Here is an 18,143-nt window from a genome sequence, read left to right on the forward strand (position 1 = left end):
TGGTTTCTCGCATGGATTTAATGCCATAAATATCTTTTAAAAAGACCAATTTAAATAAAACAACAGGGTCTAAACTATTGCGACCATTCGTATGGCTATAATAAGGAGAAGTAATCTCATAAATAAAGTTGAAATCAATTGATTTATCAATTTTACGTAGTAAGTGGTCTTTTGGCACAAGTTCGGATAATGTGTTTAATATGATTTCATCATTTGGGTGAGTTTCTTTATAAAACATAGATTTTTCCCTCCTTTTTCTTATCTCTATTATACCACTTTTAAGCGTTATTATCGTATCAGACGTTATGGTACGAATGGCTTCGTTCTCACACGTAGTAGAGAACGAGCGATGTATCGTGTACATCGTGGTAAGCCGTACAACTTAACGTCTGATACGAAAAAAGACTGTCGACATTTTAATTTGTCAACAGTCTGTGGTGGTGAATGGCTAATGCCATTCACCACCTTTTTTACTTTCATTTTCTGCCACTGAGAATGGTGTTGTTTGATTAAAAGATGCAATCTAAAATAAGAAAAGTGTCTATAGCCATAGAAAATCCGTTTGATAGCTTTAATCATTCTGTGATATTGTTTGCATAAGGTGTGATAAAAGCATGATAAATACTATTCTGATAGGTTTTAAAAATATCAAATTCCTTTCTAAAGACTCTATCATAAATCGTGTTAGTAGCAACACGATTTATGATAATTATCTTAAAATGTGAAAGTATTGTTTAAGATGACGCAAGAGATACTGGAACTTGCATACGAATAAATAATTGTCTTGGAGATAAATCTGTTTGAAATGTTTCAAAAATGACTTCACAAATATAATTTCCCGTTATTTTATAGCCTAATGTATCTAATTTTTTTCTAAAAATAGGAAGCATTTGAATTTCGTCTTCAAAAGATTGACAATAGAAAATAGCATAAGTTGTTTCTTCTAAACCTGTCGTATGCTGAGAAGATGTAGGCATTACAGCAAATAATGTATGCGATACAAAATGAGAGTGTTCAAAAGAATCTTTTTTGATAATAGAACCAATTCGATAAAATAAACTATTATCAATTTGTTCTTGTTCAACAAAACTTTGTTTAAAGCGACGTAAAGTATGTTCATATTCTTCAGTCGTCATATCATAAATATTTTTATGACAAGGAAAAAGTGTAATATGTCGTTTTGGTAATGTGATTATTTCAATATCCGTTTTATACCGTTTGTCTTGATATACATGTAAACTTTCACGAAATGAGCTTAATTCATACATTTGTTGATGAAGTCTTTTTTTAACTTCTTCTAGTTCTTTTTGTTTCTTTGTGATGAGAGTATCTACAATATCTATATTGTTTGGATGTGAAAAAATTGATTTAATGTCCTCAAGAGAAAAATCAAACTGTTTTAAATAGTGTATTGCATCAACCATTGATGATTGATGAATGTGATAATAGCGATATTTAGATACATCATCAATATAGGCAGGTTTTAACAAACCAATTTGTTCATAATAACGAAGTGTTTGAATAGAAATATGATTTTGCTTAGCAAATTCACCAATCTTTATTTTTTGATACATATTTTCCTCCAATTAAAATATAAGTCTTGACTCTATAGTTAGTATAGACATTATACTATTTGTGTAAAAGATAACAAAAAAAGATATTTTGTGATAAAAAGCACATTTTTATTATAATATAAAAAGTGATTTTTTTCACATGATATAGGAGGTTTTTATGATGAACGAAAAAATTAGAGTGATTCAATATGGTTGCGGTAAAATGTCAAAAGTATTGATTAAATACTTATACGATCATGGAGCAGAAGTAGTAGGTGCCATTGATGCAAACCCAGATATTATTGGACAAGATTTAGGAGAATTTGCTGAATTAGGTTTTAAAACAGGAGTAACGATTCAATCCGATGCACAAGCTGTGTTAGATAGTTGTGATGCAGACATAGCTATTGTGACAATTTTCAGTTACATGTCTGATATGTATCCATTTTTTGAACAATGTGCTAAAAATGGTGTTAATGTTATTACAACATGTGAAGAAGCTATTTATCCTTGGACAACGGCTCCATCAGAAACAAATCGTTTAGATAGATTAGCCAAAGAAAATGGTATCACAATTACTGGTTCAGGTATGCAAGATATTTACTGGATTAATATGCCTGTATTGATGATGTCTGGTATGAATCACATTACAAAAGTAAAAGGTGCCGTTAGTTATAATGTAGAAGATTATGGATTAGCACTTGCAAAAGCACACGGAGCTGGCTATGATTTAGATACTTTTGATAAAGAGATCGGAAGTGCAGAAAGTTTCCCATCTTACATGTGGAATGCAGCAGAAGGAATCTGTGCGAAAATGAATTGGACGATTAAAGATATTTCACAAAAAAGCGTTCCATTTACATTGGAAGAAGACATTTATTCAGAAACATTAGGTCAAACAATTAAAGCAGGTCATGCAATTGGGATGTCTGCAGTGACCACTATTCATACACATCAAGGTATTGAATTAGAAGTTGAATGTATTGGTAAAGTATATCGTGAAAACGAAGGAGATATGTGTGATTTTGAAATTATTGGTGAGCCAAATATGGTCTTTTCTGTAAGTAAACCAGATACAGTAGCACACACATGCGCAACTGTTGTGAATCGTATTCCGTCAGTGTTAATGGCTCCGGCAGGATTTATTACACCTGAAAAATTGATGGATCCAAGTTATTTAACATATCCAATGAACACATATATGAATTAAAAAATTAAAGCGAGTTAAGCAAATTAACTCGCTTTATTCTATGTAAAGCACTGTTTTTTTCTTTGTATTTTGTGATATAATGTGTCAGATGACGTTTATCCAAACGGAATAAGGAAGAAAGTGAGTTATATATGCATAAAGAATACATGAGAGAACGACAAAAAAAGATTAGGAATTTTTCGATTATTGCCCATATTGACCATGGGAAATCAACATTAGCCGATAGAATTTTGCAAGGAACAGGCACAGTGGCTGAACGTGAAATGCAAGATCAGTTACTCGATTCTATGGACTTGGAACGTGAACGTGGGATTACGATTAAATTAAATGCTGTTGAATTAACATACAAGGCACAAGACGGAGAAGAGTATATTTTCCATTTGATCGACACTCCTGGACACGTCGATTTTTCTTATGAAGTATCACGTAGTTTGGCAGCTTGTGAGGGAGCTATTTTAGTAGTTGATGCTGCACAAGGTATTGAAGCGCAAACCTTAGCTAATGTTTATTTGGCATTAGATAATGACTTGGAGATTATCCCTGTAATTAACAAAATTGACTTACCTGCTGCTGATCCAGAGCGTGTCCGTACAGAAATTGAAGATGTTATCGGTATTGATGCCAGTGAAGCTGTCTTAGCAAGTGCAAAAGTTGGAATCGGTATTCCTGAAATATTGGAACAAATCGTAAGTATGGTGCCTGCTCCACAAGGGGATATTGATGCACCTTTACAAGCACTTATTTTTGACTCTGCCTACGATAGTTATCGTGGTGTTGTTTTAAATGTTCGTGTGAAAAATGGAATTGTTAGACCGGGTGATAAAATCCAGTTAATGAGTAACGGGAAAGAATTTGATGTGGTAGAAGTGGGTATTTTTTCACCAAAACCAATTAAACGTGATTACTTAATGGTTGGAGATGTTGGGTATATTACAGCAAGTATTAAAACCATTCAAGATACACGAGTAGGGGATACGGTAACTTTAGCAAGTAACCCTGCCAAAGAAGCACTATCTGGTTATCGTAAAATGAATCCTATGGTCTATTGTGGATTATATCCAACAGATTCCTCTAAATATAATGATTTACGTGATGCTTTAGAAAAATTACAATTAAATGATGCTGCTTTACAATTTGAGGCTGAAACATCTCAAGCATTAGGATTTGGTTATCGTACGGGATTTTTAGGATTATTGCACATGGACGTTATTCAGGAACGTTTAGAACGTGAGTTCAATTTAGACTTAATCACGACAGCACCGTCTGTTATTTATCATGTAAATAAAACAGATGGTTCTCAAGTGATTGTTGATAATCCGTCAGCAATGCCAGACCAAACGATGATTGACAGTATTGAAGAACCTTATGTAAAAGCAAGTATTATGGTGCCTAACGATTATGTTGGGGCAGTTATGGAAATTTGTCAGCGGAAGCGTGGAACATTTGTAACAATGGATTATTTAGATGAGTTTCGTGTGAATGTGATTTATGAATTACCATTATCAGAAATTATTTTTGATTTCTTTGATAATTTAAAATCAAGCACAAAAGGTTATGCATCACTTGATTACGATATGATAGGGTATCGTGCAAGTAACCTTGTGAAAATGGATATTTTATTAAATGGTGATGTGATTGATGCCTTTAGTGTGATTGTGCATAAAGAATTTGCACAAAATAGAGGACGTGCTTCAGTTGAAAAATTAAGAACATTGATTCCAAGACAATTATTTGAAGTGCCAATTCAAGCAGCAATTGGAAATAAAATTTTAGCTCGTACCAATATTAAAGCACTTAGAAAAGACGTTACAGCTAAGTTATACGGTGGAGATGTATCACGTCGTAAAAAGCTTCTTGAGAAACAAAAAGAAGGTAAAAAACGTATGAAACAAGTTGGTAGTGTAGAAGTACCACAAGAAGCATTTATGGCTGTTTTAAACTTAAGTGAAGAATAACAAAACCGGAGTGACTCAAACACTCCGGTTTTTTAGATATTTATTTTTTTAATCGTTTGACAAAAACCATAATATAGCCTAAAAGAATATATAAAACTAAAATAGCAGTAAAATAAGTGAAAAAGCCATTCCAACCGTATTTATCAATATTGATAAAGAAATAAGGATACGGACTATGTGGTTCTTCTGGGATAGGAATATGAAAAACAAAACCTTTTATCAGTGAAAAAATACAATAGATTAAAGGAACAACTGTCCATAAAAAAGGATCACTTTTTTTGTATTGTCCTTTTTTGTCACTAATTAACCAATCAAAAATGGTTAAAATCGGTACAATATAATGTAAGGTGAAATTTTTAATATGATAAAAATCTTCTGGTTTTGCTTTTGGTGCTAATAAAATAGCATAGACTAAAAATGTTAAAGTAATACAAATCGTGATACCACCTTTTAAACGCCATATTGTTTGTGAATACGGTTTGTTACCTAAATACAATAGATACATATAAAATAGGACGACCAATAAATTGGAAATATTTGTATAGTACGTAAATTTATATAATTTATCGGGCAATAAAAAGGCCAAACCAATTATACCGGATAAGATAATAGCTAAACGCAATAAAAATAGTCCTTTTTGTTTTGTCATGATACAACTCCTTTTATTAAGATGACGTTTATTTTAAACGAAATTACTTTGAAAGTCAAACTAAATAGTTTCCTTAATAAATTAACAGTATTTTTCAATGTTTTATGGTATAATAGTCTAGGTATTTTAGTGCTTAGGAGTATACAAATGAAGAAATTGGAACAAAGTCAATTACTAGAAATTTTTATTTTTGCGATTGCGATGATTTTATCAGTAATTGGTATTATGTCTGTTTATACAGCAGGAAGTTATGTAGCATCTATTGTGATACAAGATCCATTTTATTATGTGAAACGACAAGCTATGTTTTTAGCGCTAGGATTAGTCATTTGTGTCGCCACAATGACCATTAAATATCGCTTTTTTACAAATGTAACGCTACTGAAACGTTTTGCTGGTGGGATTATGATTATCTTGATTGGCTTGCTTTTCTTTGGGACACCTGTTAATGGAGCGAAAGGTTGGTTGAATTTAGGGCTTTTTAATTTTCAACCACTTGAAATTGCTAAATTAATTTTAATTTGGATGACAGCTTTTTATTTTGCTGAAGGAAGATACTTACCAGAGTTACCCATTCCAGAACAAGCTAATAAAGGAATGGCATTTTGGTGCCAACATCATCAAGAAGTAACACTAGGGCTTGTTTATTCAGGTATTTTATTAACCGTATTATTACAACCCGATACAGGTGGTTTTGCTATTATGTTAGGAACACTGATTTTAATCTGGTTGTCTAGTGGCATAGTTCCTTGGAAAAAAGCATTAAAATGGTTAGGCATTGGCTTTGCAGCATTGATTTCTTTTGTGGTGTTACTAGCCAACACGATAGGAACGTCTGATTATCGTGTTTTACGTATTTTGGTGTTTTTAAATCCATTTAATAGTTCTGCGGATGCTTCCAGACAAATTCGTAATTCCTTTTACGCTTTAGCACGTGGTGGCATAACGGGCGTTGGTCTAGGAAATAGCGTTCAAAAAACAGGCTATTTAGCCGAGTTTCATACCGATTTTATTTTATCTATTATTGGAGAAGAATTAGGTATTTTTGGTGTTATTTTCGTCACAGTGCTATTATTTATTCTTGTTTATTTGATTTTTAAAAGAAGTTTAACCGTAAAACGTGTTTTTGATAAATTTGTTTTATTAGGTATTGCCATTTTATTCATGATACAAATTTCTTTAAATATTGCTGGTGTGACAAGTATGGCGCCTTTAACGGGTGTTACTTTACCTTTTATTAGTTATGGTGGCTCGAGTTTGATTGCGTCGTTTATTTCCATAGGTATTGTCTTAAAAATTTCAATGTATGATAGAAAAAATAACAGGGAGTCTATAACATATGATGAAACAAATTAAAACTATTTTAGTTGCCAATCGTGGTGAAATTGCCATTCGTATTTTCCGTGCAGCCAATGAATTAGGCATGCGCACAATAGCTATTTATGCAAAAGAAGATGAGCATTCTGTACACCGATTTAAAGCTGACGAAGCTTATTTAGTCGGCGAAGGAAAACGTCCAATTGACGCCTATTTGGATATAGAGTCTATTTTAGAAATTGCAAAAAAGGCAAATGTTGATGCCATTCATCCTGGTTATGGCTTTTTATCTGAAAATAGCCATTTTGCTAGACGTTGTGAAGAAGAACAAATTATTTTTATTGGTCCAAAAGCAGAACATTTAGATATTCTTGGAGATAAAGTAAAAGCAAAAGAAGCAGCTTTAAAAGCAGGTTTACAATCCATTCCGGGAACAGACGGTCCTGTACAGTCATTAGACGATATTTACACATTTGCACAAACGTACGGTTATCCTGTCATGATTAAAGCTTCACTAGGTGGTGGTGGACGTGGTATGCGTATTGTTCGATCTGCGCATGATGTAGAAGAAAATTATTTACGTGCATCAGGAGAAGCAAAAGCTGCATTTGGTTCAAGTGATGTATATGTTGAAAAGTATATCGAAAATCCAAAACATATTGAAGTACAAGTGATTGGAGATGCTTATGGGAATGCGGTTCATTTATTTGAACGTGATTGTTCTGTACAAAGACGTCATCAAAAAGTTGTAGAAGTAGCTCCATGTATCTCTATGACTGAAACAATACGAGAAAAAATTTGTACAGCAGCACGAGATTTCTTACAGTCCATTCATTATGAAAATGCAGGAACTGTTGAATTTTTATGGACTGGACAAGAAGATTTTTACTTTATCGAAGTCAATCCTAGGGTACAAGTAGAACATACGATTACAGAATTAGTAACAGGTTTTGATATTGTACAAACACAATTAAAAATTGCACAAGGCAAAACTATTTATGATGCTTTGCATATTGAAAATCAATCTGATATTTGTTTAAATGGTTCTGCCATTCAATGCCGTATCACAACAGAAGATCCAGAAAATCACTTTATTCCAGATACAGGACGTATTAATACTTATCGTTCTCCAGGTGGTTACGGTATTCGTTTAGATGCAGGAAATGGTTTCCAAGGAAATGTCGTGACACCTTATTTTGATTCAATGTTAGTAAAATGTTGTACATATGGACGTACATTTAAAGATGCCATTACAAAAATGAAACGTGCACTCGTTGAATTTCGTATTCGTGGTGTAAAAACAAATATTGCCTTTATGCAAAATGTAGTTGCTCATCCGATTTTTGAAACTGGTGAAGCGAAAACAACATTTATTGATACAACGCCAGAACTATTTGTCTTTTCAAAATTAAGAAATCGAGGCAATAAAATGTTACACTATTTAGGAGATGTAACAGTAAATGGGTTTGCAGGTATTTCAAAACATGAAAAACATGCTTATCATCAAGCATTATTACCAACAAAATTACATGCACGTTCTGTTTTTGACTATCCAAAACATGTTTTAGATACAAAAGGTCCAGATGCTCTAGCAAAATGGATTAGTGAACAACACGAATTACTTTTAACAGATACTACTTTTAGAGATGCTCATCAAAGTTTATTGGCAACACGTATGCGTACACATGATATGGTTAAAATCGCACCATACTATAAAGAATATTTGCCAGAATTATTTGCTGTGGAAGCGTGGGGTGGTGCAACCTTTGATACAGCTTATCGTTTCTTATTAGAAAATCCGTGGGAACGTCTAGCATTATTACGTAAAGAAATGCCACATACACTATTGCAAATGTTAATTCGTGGAGCTAATGCTGTTGGGTATCAAAATTATCCAGATAATGTCGTTGAAGAATTTATTAAAGTATCTGCACAAAATGGTATTGATATTTTCCGTATTTTTGATTCTTTAAACTGGCTACCGCAAATGGAAAAAAGTATTCAAGCTGTGCGAGATGTTGGAAAAGTCGCTGAAGTGGCAATGTGCTATACAGGAGATTTATTAAATCCGAATAGACCAAAATATAATTTAGCCTACTACATTGATTTTGCTAAACACATTCAAAATAGTGGGGCACATATTTTAGCAATTAAAGATATGGCAGGTTTATTAAAACCGCAAGCTGCCTATACATTGATTAGTGCTTTGAAAGACGAAATCAATATTCCAATTCACTTACATACACACGATACAAGTGGCAATGGTATTTATACGTATGCTGCAGCAACCAGAGCAGGTGTGGATATTGTCGATGTTTCTATGGGGGCTTTCTCAGGGGGAACAAGCCAACCGAGTATGAGTACTTTAATGTACGGATTAGCCGATACAGAAAGAGTACCGAATGTATCCTTGGAAAATATCGAGAAAATCAATCATTATTGGTCGGGCGTACGTCAATATTACGATGCTTTTGAAACAAAATCCCAACTTGGCTCACATACAGCCGTCTATCAACACGAAATGCCTGGTGGACAGTACACCAATTTACAACAACAGGCGAAAGCAACAGGAATTGATGACACAGAGTGGGAAAGCGTTGAAAAAATGTATGCTGACGTCAATCAATTATTTGGAGATATTGTCAAAGTGACGCCATCATCAAAGGTCGTTGGCGATATGTCATTATTTATGCTTAAAAATAAATTAACAGTCGATAATATTTTTGAAAAAGGAGAGCACATTGATTTCCCAGCTTCTGTAAGAGCCTTTTTCAAAGGAGATTTAGGGCAACCCGTTGGAGGATTTCCAAAAGCATTACAAAAACTTATTTTAAAAGATGAACAACCATTTACCGTCAGACCGGGGTTATTAGCAGAGGCAATTTCTTTTGATGAAGTAGGTGCTTTGTTACGTCAAGAATTAGGCTATGAACCAACTCAAGAAGATATATTAAGTTATATTATGTATCCTCAAGTCTTTTTAGACTATATGAAAGCAACTGAAAAATATGGAGATGTGTCACACATTGATACACCTACATTTTTCCATGGAATGCGTGCAGGTGAAGAAATTTCTGTTGAAATTGAAAAAGGTAAAACTTTGTCCATTCGCCTTGTGCAAATTGGAGAACCTGATTCAGACGGGAATCGTCCAATTTACTTTAATTTTAATGGACAAAACCGTGAAATTTTAATCAAAGATTTAAGTGCCAATCAATCAGTTTCAGTTCGTAAGAAAGCAGAACCGTCTAATCGTAAACAAATAGGTGCAACCATGCCGGGAACGATTGTGAAATTACTTGTTCAAAAAGGTGATAAAGTTGAAAAAGGAACACCTCTTGTTGTGACAGAATCAATGAAAATGGAAACCATGATTCAAGCTCAAGAAAATGGTGTCGTAGATCAAATTTATGTGCATGAACAAGATTTGGTTGATTCAAGAGATTTATTGATTGAATTACAGTAAGGAGAAAGACATGAATGAAGTAAAAAGACGAGGACTTATCGTTAAAGTTTATTCATTGCGTAATTTAACCGGATTAAAACGTTTCGGTCATATTTATTATACATCAAAACGTATGCACTACGTTGCCATGTACGTCAACGACGAGCAAATAGAAAGCGTCATGGAAAAAATAAATAAATTACATTTTGTGCGATCTGTTGAAATGTCCTACTTACCAGATATTGATATGACATTTGAACATGCACTTGAAAAAAGTTTAGAGAAAACAGAAGAATTAGCTTAATTCTTCTGTTTTCTAGATTAGGAGAAAAATATGCGCATTATTTCTGGTGAATATGGTGGTAGACATCTCAAAGCATTAGCAGGCGATATTACAAGACCAACAACAGATAAAGTAAAAGAGTCTATATTCAATATTATCGGTCCTTATTTTGACGGTGGTATCTGTCTTGATTTATATGGTGGAAGTGGTGGTTTATCTATTGAAGCCGTATCTCGTGGTATGGATTTTGCGATATTATTTGAAAAAGATAGAAAAGCACAAGCCATTATTCAAGAAAATATCGCCATTACAAAAGAACCTGAAAAATTTCAGTTAATAAAAGGAGATTGTAAAAAACTAGGGCATAAACTCAATAAACCTGTGCATCTTATTTTTTTAGATCCTCCTTATAAACAACAAACGATTGAACAAGATTTATTAAAGCTAATCGACCAAGGTGTTGTAACAGAAGATACGATTGCTGTTTGTGAAACGGACAAATCCATTTATTTACCAACTACCATTGGTTGTTTATCACAGTGGAAACGGCAAGAATATGGTACCATTGCTGTAACATTTTATCATGTTATCACACATGACAAAGAGTAAGGAGTAGTGTATGGAAAAAATAGCAATATTTTCAGGAAGTTTTGATCCAATTACCAATGGTCACTTAGATATTTTAAAAAGAGGACTTTCGTTATTTGATAAGATTATTGTTGTCGTATCAACAAATGAACAAAAAACATACACCTTTTCTTCAAAAGAACGTATCACACTCGTGAAACAAGTTTGTCAATCATTAGACAATGTATATGTTATTGGACATACAAAAGGATTACTTATTGATGTCGCTAAGCATTATCAAGCAATAGCTATTTTAAGAGGTGTACGCCAGACAGCAGATTTATTATATGAACAAACCATGTCTTGTTATAATCAAGATATCGAAACCGTCATTCTATTAACGAAACCAGAGTATTCTCACATTAGTTCAAGTGGCGTTAAAACATTTTATAAATTAGGTGGCGACATAAAAGCTATGGTGCCACCAGTTGTACATCATGCTTTACGTGAACGATTGCTTATAGAAACATTGGAGATGACAGAGTGAATATAAAAATTATTGCCGTGGGTAAACTTAAAGAAAAATATTTAAAACAAGCTATCGACGAATACAGCAAACGATTAGGAGCCTATTGTAAATTTGACATTATAGAAGTACCCGATGAAAAAACACCAGATAACATGAGTGAAAAAGAAAAAGAACTTGTAAAACAAAAAGAGGGCGACCGTATCCTATCTAAAATTAGTGAACAAGATATTGTCATCACTTTAGCCATAGAAGGACAATTAGTCACATCTGAAACGATTGCTGAAAAAATAGAACAGTATGCTCTTCATGGGAAAAGTCGGTTATCTTTTATTATTGGTGGCTCTCTTGGGTTAAGTGATGACGTCAAAAAAAGAGCTAATGAGCTTTTTTCATTTGGAAGAATTACAATGCCTCATCAACTCATACGTGTTGTATTAAGTGAACAAATTTATAGAGCATATCGAATTATCAATAATCAAGCGTATCATAAATAGGAGGTATCCATGTCTTTTATTGTCACAACTTCCGTTGAAACAACGAATACATTAAAACAAAAAGCTAAACATATTGCACACATATTTGATGTAACATATTTTCCTAGACAAAAAATGACCTTGAAATCGTTATGCCAACAATTTTCTCATGTACTCGTTGTTTATAAAGATAAACTCATGTATACCACATCAACATCACAGTTCTTTTTTCACCCAAATACAGCCATAATTCGCATTAAACAACAAAAGGAGCCTCTACTTGAGCTAATTGGAAGTGCTCCTAAACGTGTTTTAGATACGACAATGGGACTAGCTAGTGACAGTATTGTATTAAGCTATTTTGGCTACGATGTCGTTGCTTTGGAAGATAATCCACTCATCCATTTTATCATTGAGAATGGCTTAAAAACGTACGATACACATCATACATCTATTAACCAAGCAATGAAACGTATTAACACACATTGTATACACAGCTTAGATTACCTCATTTAGAATGGACATTGACTATGAAAAAAGATGCTAAGTTCTCTAATGGAGATGATGTTAAAGCGCAGGATTTAGCCACCTGTTTAAATGATATTATTGCTAATAATAAATTATCTCGTGCTTCTGCTGGAGAAATTAAATATGAAGCTACTGGAGAATATACATTAAAAGCAACAACAGAAAGACCAACAAAAGATTTGAAATCAATTCTTGGAGAATGGACAAATGTTGTATACAAAAAAGATAATAATGGTAAATATATTTTTACAGGCCCATTTATTATCAAAACATTACAACCTAAAAATGAATTAACATTACAACCAAATAAATATTATCCAGAATCTGATAAACGCCCAGATACAGTTATTGTGAAAGCATTTAAAGATATAAATACATTAAAATTAGCTTTTGAATCAGGTGAAGTTGACTTGGCATTTGGTATTACTGGAGAAATTGCTAAAGAATTAAAAGAAAAAAATAAACATATTTTAGATTTTAACGCTGGTTATCAATATTTTACATTTTTAAATACAAAAAACGAAATATTGAGTGATGTAAAAGTACGTGAAGCATTAGATTATGCTATAAATAGAGAATCTATTAAAGAAGCATTGTTTGGTGGAACATTACCAACTGGCTTATTCGCTCATTATAATGCATTTGATACTACTGAAAAAGCACTATATGATACACAAAAAGCAAGTCAATTATTAGATGAAGCAGGTTGGAAATTAGAAAGTAATAGTAAATATAGACAAAAAGATGGTAAAGAGTTAGCTTTAACTATTAAAACATATAGTGCAAAAGCAGATTTACCAAAAGTAAGTCAAATAATTGCATCAGAATTAGAAAAATCCGGTATTAAAACGAATGTCGAAGTTGTCGATAACATTTCTGAAGTAACAAAATCCAGAGAATTTGATGCTGTTGTTTATGCACAGCACCCATCACCTGCAGGTTCTCCAGTATATTTCTTAAATCAATTTTTTAGAACAGATGCTCCAAATAACTTTACATCATATTCATCTGTTAAAACAAATGAGTTACTTGATGCAATGGGAACAGAAAGTGATACAAGTAAATTATATGATTTAGCCAAACAAGTTCAAAAAGAAGTTTTGAAAGATAGACCTGTATTATTGACAATGGATCCACAATGGCATGCAGCTGTTTCGGATAATTTAAAAAATTATAAACTTTGGAACGGTGACTATTATATTGTCAATAGTAGTTTAAAAGTAAAATAATGCTCTACATAAAAAAGATGGCAAACAAGATTGTTACCGTCTTTTTTATTATAAATTATATAAGAGGTATATATGAGTAAATATATTATTTTAACGATAAAGTGGCTATTTTTATTTTTAATTGCTAGCATTAGTATTTTTATTATTGTACGATTAACACCAGGCTCTCCTGTAGATATAACACTTAATAGTATGGGATTAGCTAAAACACCCGAAAACATTTCTGCTATTGAAGAATTATATGGTTTTAATCAATCTATTGTGTCACAGTATTTTGAATGGATTATTAGCTTTATAAAAGGAGATTTTGGAAAATCTTATTTAACCCAAATTTCTTTAAAACATGAGTTTTTAACAAGACTTCCATTAACATTGCTGATTGGTTGTGGAGGTATTATACTTGCCATGTTTTTCAGCTTTTGGTTGGGATATAAATCTTCATTAAAAGAAAAAGGTATTTATAACTACCTTTCAAGAGGATTGACATTATTTAGTCAAACTGTTCCAATATTTTTGCTTATTTTACTTACAATTTATTTTTTCGGCGTAAAATATCATTGGATAAAATTTTTTAAAGGTATAACACCAATAACGTTATTTTTAGCATTAAGTTTTGTTGCATTACCATTGATTGGACCAATGTCACGTACGGTAAAAGGGCATTTTATAGAGACATCACAAGAAACATTTATGCAGTATTATGAGATTAGAGGATATGAAAAAAATAAAGCTCTCTTAAAATATGGGAGTAAGCCTGCTTTGTATGGTTTATGTGCTATTACATTATCTAAATTTTCCTCAGTTATTGGTAGTACAGCTATTGTAGAATTTTCATTTACATTAGCAGGTCTAAATACTTTTTTAATTGAAAGCCTTGCTAGACGTGATTATCCGGTAATACAAGATTATATTTTAGTTGTTATGATATGGATGTTTTTGATAACTATTTTATTTGAATGGATAAGTGATACATTATTAAAAAAAACAAGGAGAAAAAACGATGAAAAAATATATTCTAATAATTAGTATTCTTTTGCTTGTACTATTTTGTTTTTTGTATCCTATTCAAAATCCAAAGATTGTTAATTTAACAGAAACATTTTTACCCATGAGTTCACAACATTTTTTTGGAACAGATGATCTGGGTAGAGATATTTTTTCATTAATTATTATCGGATTTCGTCGAACAATACTAGTTATTTTAGCATCAAATATTCTTTCTGTTTTTATTGGTGTCCCTTTAGGGATTATCAGTGCATATTTTGGAGGTATATTTAAACAAATCATTCGTTTGATCGCAAATTTATGTATGAGTATTCCGTCATTTATTGTGGCACTTATTTTGACTATGTTAGTAGGACAATCACCTGTATATATTGGCTTCGCATTAGGGGTTTATGGAATAGGTACTTTCGTTTATCAAAGTGAATTTTTGACAGAACAACTTTTAGAAAAAGAATTTATTTTATTTGAAAAATTATCGGGTACATCTTCTTTTAATATTTTATTTCGATTTATTTTACCGTGTCATAGTGAACATATTATGACATTGATGGCAAGTCAAGGGACATCGGTTATTTTGTCGTATGCTTCTTTAACTTTTATTGGTTTAGGATCAGATATTACGACACCTGACTGGGGGAGTTTGTTGTTTCAATATCGCTTTTATATTGTAGAGCATCCACTTCTTATTTTGTGGCCAACATTAGCAATTCTTTTATTATCTGTAACAATGTATATTCTATTCGATTATTCTAAACAAAAAAAGAGTAGAAAGGAGATCGTTTATGATTGAATTAAATGATGTATCTGTTTTTTATAAACAAGATAAAAAATTAGATAGTTTAAATGTAAACATTCAAACAGGCGATAAAGTTGGAATAACAGGTCATTCTGGAGCAGGGAAAAGTCTTTTTATCAAGACGATTCTAGGTTTACTAACTCCAGAGTGGACTGTTAAAGGAAATATTATGTTATTGAATCAGTATTCTCTAAAAGATATATCTATCATGGAAAAAAGACAACTCCTAAAAAAATACATTAGCTATATACCACAAGATACTTTAAATGCATTAAATCCTTATATACCCGTTTTAGAACAATTAAAAACAGAATGGTTATTTTTATACAAGGGATCGACTGAACAAGCAGAAAAAGAAAGTATCCATTGGTTAAAAAAAGTGGGCATTACTGGTAGTAAAAACAGTTTAAATGTTTTACCAAAAGATTATTCTGGAGGAATGAAGCAAAGAGTAGTGTGTGCGTTAGCTTTAATGAAACAACCTAAAATATTGATTGCAGATGAACCATCTTCAGCATTAGATTTAATCAATCAATTAAATATGTTAACTCTATTAAAATCATATATGCAAGATGAGATGACACTACTATATGTCAGTCACAGTCCTGCTATGATAAAGGAACTATGTAATAAAGTAATACTTTTTCATCAAGGGAAAGTATTAGAATTTACAGATAAAAACAAGTTTTTTGATACTCCACAAACTATGGTTGGGAAAGAACTTTTATATGCTACAAAGGAGTTAGCTAAATATGGAAAAATGTATTCTTAATGTAAAAAACATATCAAAGTCATTTGGTGAGACAAAAATACTAAAAAATGTTGATTTTTGTGTTAAAGAAGGACATATTCTAGGAATTATGGGAGTATCTGGGAGTGGAAAATCAACACTAGCAAAAGTCATTGCAGGAATTATCCCTTATGATAGTGGAGAGATATTGGTGTTCGACAAAAAAAAACCCTTTACTTTCTCATAAAAAGCGAGATTTTAAGACTTTTCCGATTCAAATAATCTTTCAAAATGCAAAAGCTTCTTTTCATCCTAAAAAAACGATGAGACAATCCATTTTATCTTCTATAAAGTATCTTTATACACCTATCGAATTAGAACAAGCACTAATAGAAACACTTGATATATGTGCTCTTGATGAAAGTTTACTAGATAGATTACCAAATGACTTATCTGGAGGACAATTACAAAGATTTGCCATTTGTCGAGCTGTTTTAATGAACCCCAAAATATTGATTGCAGATGAAATTACATCCGCACTAGATATTCCTGTTCAATTAAATATTATGAAAATTTTAAAAAAAATAGCACTAACCAAAAAAATGACTATTTTATTTATTTCACATGATTTAAATTGTATTCAGTATATATCAGACAATTTATGTATTTTAGATAAAGGACAACTTATTTTTAACGATTCACTATTCAAACTGAAATATTCAAAAGAAAAAATTGTTTTAGAATTTATTTCTGTTAATCAGATACTGAATACTTTATAAAATGAGATACAAACATTCAATAATCTTAAAAAATAAGTAGATTATATCTCTTACATTTTTTACGTGATAATACCATTTTAATAAATAAAATTTTTTATATGTAGTGATATTGATATATCGCATGTATCATTTGACACCTCCTTGAATTTAGATTATGATAAAGTTGTAACACAAAGGGGTGCCTTTAATGGCTGAGATGATACCCTTCGAACCTGTTCGTTAGTACGATTGTAGGGATTGTGAAAAACAAGGTATATTTATGAATATTTACCTCGTTTCTTTGTGCTGCTATGCATAAAGAAACGAGGTTTTTTATGATTGAAAGGAGTGAAACCTGTATTGAAAAAATTATCTGCATGGAGTAGTGTGTGCGTTATCGTTGCTGTCATCATCATTTGGGAAATTGCTAGTCGATTGCAGTGGGTACCTGAATTTATGTTGCCAAGTTTTACAAAAGTCACACAAGTATTTCTATCAGATTTTTCATTATTACAACAACATTTTCAAACAACATTATATGAAGCACTTATTGGATTGTTTATCAGTACATGTTTAGGGGTCCTATTAGCTTTTTTAATGGACTATTCAACATGGATACAGCATAGTTTATATCCAATATTAGTATTATCACAAACAATTCCTACAATTTCTCTAGCACCTTTACTCGTTTTATGGTTTGGGTATGGTTTAATGCCAAAAATTATTTTAATCACCCTCGTTTGCTTCTTTCCAATGACAATGAATGTCTTTACAGGACTAAAGTCGATTGATACCGATTATTTAACATTATTAACAACAATGCAAGCAACACACTGGCAAAAAATGAAATATGTCAAAATTCCATTTGTGTTACCTGCCTTTTTTACAGGATTGAAAATAGCAACGTCTTATGCGGTTGTAGGAGCTGTTATATCCGAATGGCTAGGTGGCGATAGTGGGTTAGGTGTTTATATGACTCGAGTGAGAAAGTCATTTGCTTTTGATAAAATGTTTGCAGTTATTTTGTTAACAAGTATTTTTAGCTTGTTATTAGTTGGCATCGTGACACTCATTGAAAAGAAGGTGTTACACTATCAAAGAAAGAGTGGGGAATAG

Annotated in this window: 19 protein-coding genes, 1 pseudogene and 1 riboswitch; of the genes and pseudogenes, 16 read left to right on the forward strand and 4 right to left on the reverse strand. The window is 32.1% G+C overall.

Features of this window, described 5'->3' with window-relative positions; genetic code table 11:
- The 3 genes and pseudogenes from GMA11_RS03200 to GMA11_RS03210 all read right to left on the reverse strand — a co-directional run.
- Window positions 1–238, reverse strand: a pseudogene (locus tag GMA11_RS03200) (IS5/IS1182 family transposase); the annotation flags it as partial.
- Window positions 239–303: 65 nt separating this feature from the next.
- Window positions 304–480 carry a hypothetical protein gene (locus GMA11_RS03205; RefSeq protein WP_163545778.1) on the reverse strand — a complete coding sequence of 59 codons (177 nt, stop codon included), beginning with the start codon at window positions 478–480 and terminating at the stop codon, window positions 304–306.
- Window positions 481–734: 254 nt separating this feature from the next.
- Entirely contained in the window at window positions 735–1,574 is an 840-nt protein-coding gene (locus GMA11_RS03210; RefSeq protein WP_163545779.1) for a MerR family transcriptional regulator, read from the reverse strand.
- Between the two features lie 157 nt (window positions 1,575–1,731).
- On the opposite strand from GMA11_RS03210, the gene GMA11_RS03215 reads away from it, so the two are divergent.
- Window positions 1,732–2,763, forward strand: coding sequence for a dihydrodipicolinate reductase (locus GMA11_RS03215; protein WP_163545780.1), 1,032 nt, complete (start codon window positions 1,732–1,734; stop codon window positions 2,761–2,763).
- Window positions 2,764–2,894: 131 nt separating this feature from the next.
- Complete coding sequence (gene lepA, locus GMA11_RS03220) at window positions 2,895–4,718, forward strand: translation elongation factor 4 (protein ID WP_163545781.1); 1,824 nt, start codon at window positions 2,895–2,897, stop codon at window positions 4,716–4,718.
- Between the two features lie 40 nt (window positions 4,719–4,758).
- Here the strand turns inward: lepA and GMA11_RS03225 are convergent, their stop codons facing one another.
- Window positions 4,759–5,367, reverse strand: a complete 609-nt coding sequence (locus GMA11_RS03225; RefSeq protein WP_163545782.1) for a Pr6Pr family membrane protein — start codon at window positions 5,365–5,367, stop codon at window positions 4,759–4,761.
- A 147-nt stretch (window positions 5,368–5,514) separates the two neighbouring features.
- On the opposite strand from GMA11_RS03225, the gene GMA11_RS03230 reads away from it, so the two are divergent.
- The 14 genes from GMA11_RS03230 (at window position 5,515) to GMA11_RS03295 (ending at window position 18,143) form a co-directional block, all read left to right on the forward strand.
- Window positions 5,515–6,723, forward strand: coding sequence for an FtsW/RodA/SpoVE family cell cycle protein (locus GMA11_RS03230; RefSeq protein WP_163545783.1), 1,209 nt, complete (start codon window positions 5,515–5,517; stop codon window positions 6,721–6,723).
- Window positions 6,719–10,150 (forward strand): pyruvate carboxylase, encoded by a 3,432-nt coding sequence (locus tag GMA11_RS03235; protein ID WP_163545841.1) that lies wholly within the window; start codon window positions 6,719–6,721, stop codon window positions 10,148–10,150. The genes GMA11_RS03230 and GMA11_RS03235 overlap by 5 nt, the downstream gene beginning before the upstream one ends.
- 10 nt (window positions 10,151–10,160) lie before the next feature.
- Window positions 10,161–10,433: a YlbG family protein gene (locus tag GMA11_RS03240; protein WP_163545784.1), complete on the forward strand. Its 273-nt coding sequence runs from the start codon at window positions 10,161–10,163 to the stop codon at window positions 10,431–10,433.
- Between the two features lie 30 nt (window positions 10,434–10,463).
- Window positions 10,464–11,021 (forward strand): 16S rRNA (guanine(966)-N(2))-methyltransferase RsmD, encoded by a 558-nt coding sequence (gene rsmD, locus GMA11_RS03245; RefSeq protein WP_163545785.1) that lies wholly within the window; start codon window positions 10,464–10,466, stop codon window positions 11,019–11,021.
- A 10-nt stretch (window positions 11,022–11,031) separates the two neighbouring features.
- A complete protein-coding gene (gene coaD / locus GMA11_RS03250; RefSeq protein ID WP_163545786.1) occupies window positions 11,032–11,526 on the forward strand; it encodes a pantetheine-phosphate adenylyltransferase in 495 nt (164 codons plus the stop codon).
- Complete coding sequence (gene rlmH / locus GMA11_RS03255) at window positions 11,523–12,002, forward strand: 23S rRNA (pseudouridine(1915)-N(3))-methyltransferase RlmH (RefSeq protein WP_163545787.1); 480 nt, start codon at window positions 11,523–11,525, stop codon at window positions 12,000–12,002. The genes coaD and rlmH overlap by 4 nt, the downstream gene beginning before the upstream one ends.
- 9 nt (window positions 12,003–12,011) lie before the next feature.
- On the forward strand, window positions 12,012–12,497 hold the full coding sequence (locus GMA11_RS03260) for a class I SAM-dependent methyltransferase (protein ID WP_163545788.1): 486 nt from the start codon (window positions 12,012–12,014) through the stop codon (window positions 12,495–12,497).
- A gap of 14 nt (window positions 12,498–12,511) precedes the next feature.
- On the forward strand, window positions 12,512–13,738 hold the full coding sequence (locus tag GMA11_RS03265; protein WP_163545789.1) for an ABC transporter substrate-binding protein: 1,227 nt from the start codon (window positions 12,512–12,514) through the stop codon (window positions 13,736–13,738).
- A gap of 72 nt (window positions 13,739–13,810) precedes the next feature.
- Window positions 13,811–14,764, forward strand: a complete 954-nt coding sequence (locus GMA11_RS03270; protein WP_163545790.1) for an ABC transporter permease — start codon at window positions 13,811–13,813, stop codon at window positions 14,762–14,764.
- Complete coding sequence (locus GMA11_RS03275) at window positions 14,739–15,533, forward strand: ABC transporter permease (protein ID WP_163545791.1); 795 nt, start codon at window positions 14,739–14,741, stop codon at window positions 15,531–15,533. Before GMA11_RS03270 ends, GMA11_RS03275 begins: the two co-directional genes overlap by 26 nt.
- On the forward strand, window positions 15,526–16,311 hold the full coding sequence (locus GMA11_RS03280) for an ATP-binding cassette domain-containing protein (RefSeq protein ID WP_163545792.1): 786 nt from the start codon (window positions 15,526–15,528) through the stop codon (window positions 16,309–16,311). The genes GMA11_RS03275 and GMA11_RS03280 overlap by 8 nt, the downstream gene beginning before the upstream one ends.
- A complete protein-coding gene (locus GMA11_RS09410) occupies window positions 16,292–16,516 on the forward strand; it encodes an ATP-binding cassette domain-containing protein (protein WP_163545793.1) in 225 nt (74 codons plus the stop codon). Before GMA11_RS03280 ends, GMA11_RS09410 begins: the two co-directional genes overlap by 20 nt.
- On the forward strand, window positions 16,461–17,048 hold the full coding sequence (locus GMA11_RS03290; protein ID WP_163545794.1) for an ATP-binding cassette domain-containing protein: 588 nt from the start codon (window positions 16,461–16,463) through the stop codon (window positions 17,046–17,048). The genes GMA11_RS09410 and GMA11_RS03290 overlap by 56 nt, the downstream gene beginning before the upstream one ends.
- Before the next feature lie 164 nt (window positions 17,049–17,212).
- Window positions 17,213–17,302, forward strand: a riboswitch (TPP riboswitch).
- 85 nt (window positions 17,303–17,387) lie between these two features.
- Window positions 17,388–18,143: an ABC transporter permease gene (locus GMA11_RS03295; RefSeq protein ID WP_205422875.1), complete on the forward strand. Its 756-nt coding sequence runs from the start codon at window positions 17,388–17,390 to the stop codon at window positions 18,141–18,143.

It is taken from the genome of Granulicatella sp. zg-ZJ (assembly GCF_010892355.1).
Classification (GTDB): Bacteria; Bacillota; Bacilli; order Lactobacillales; family Aerococcaceae; genus WM01.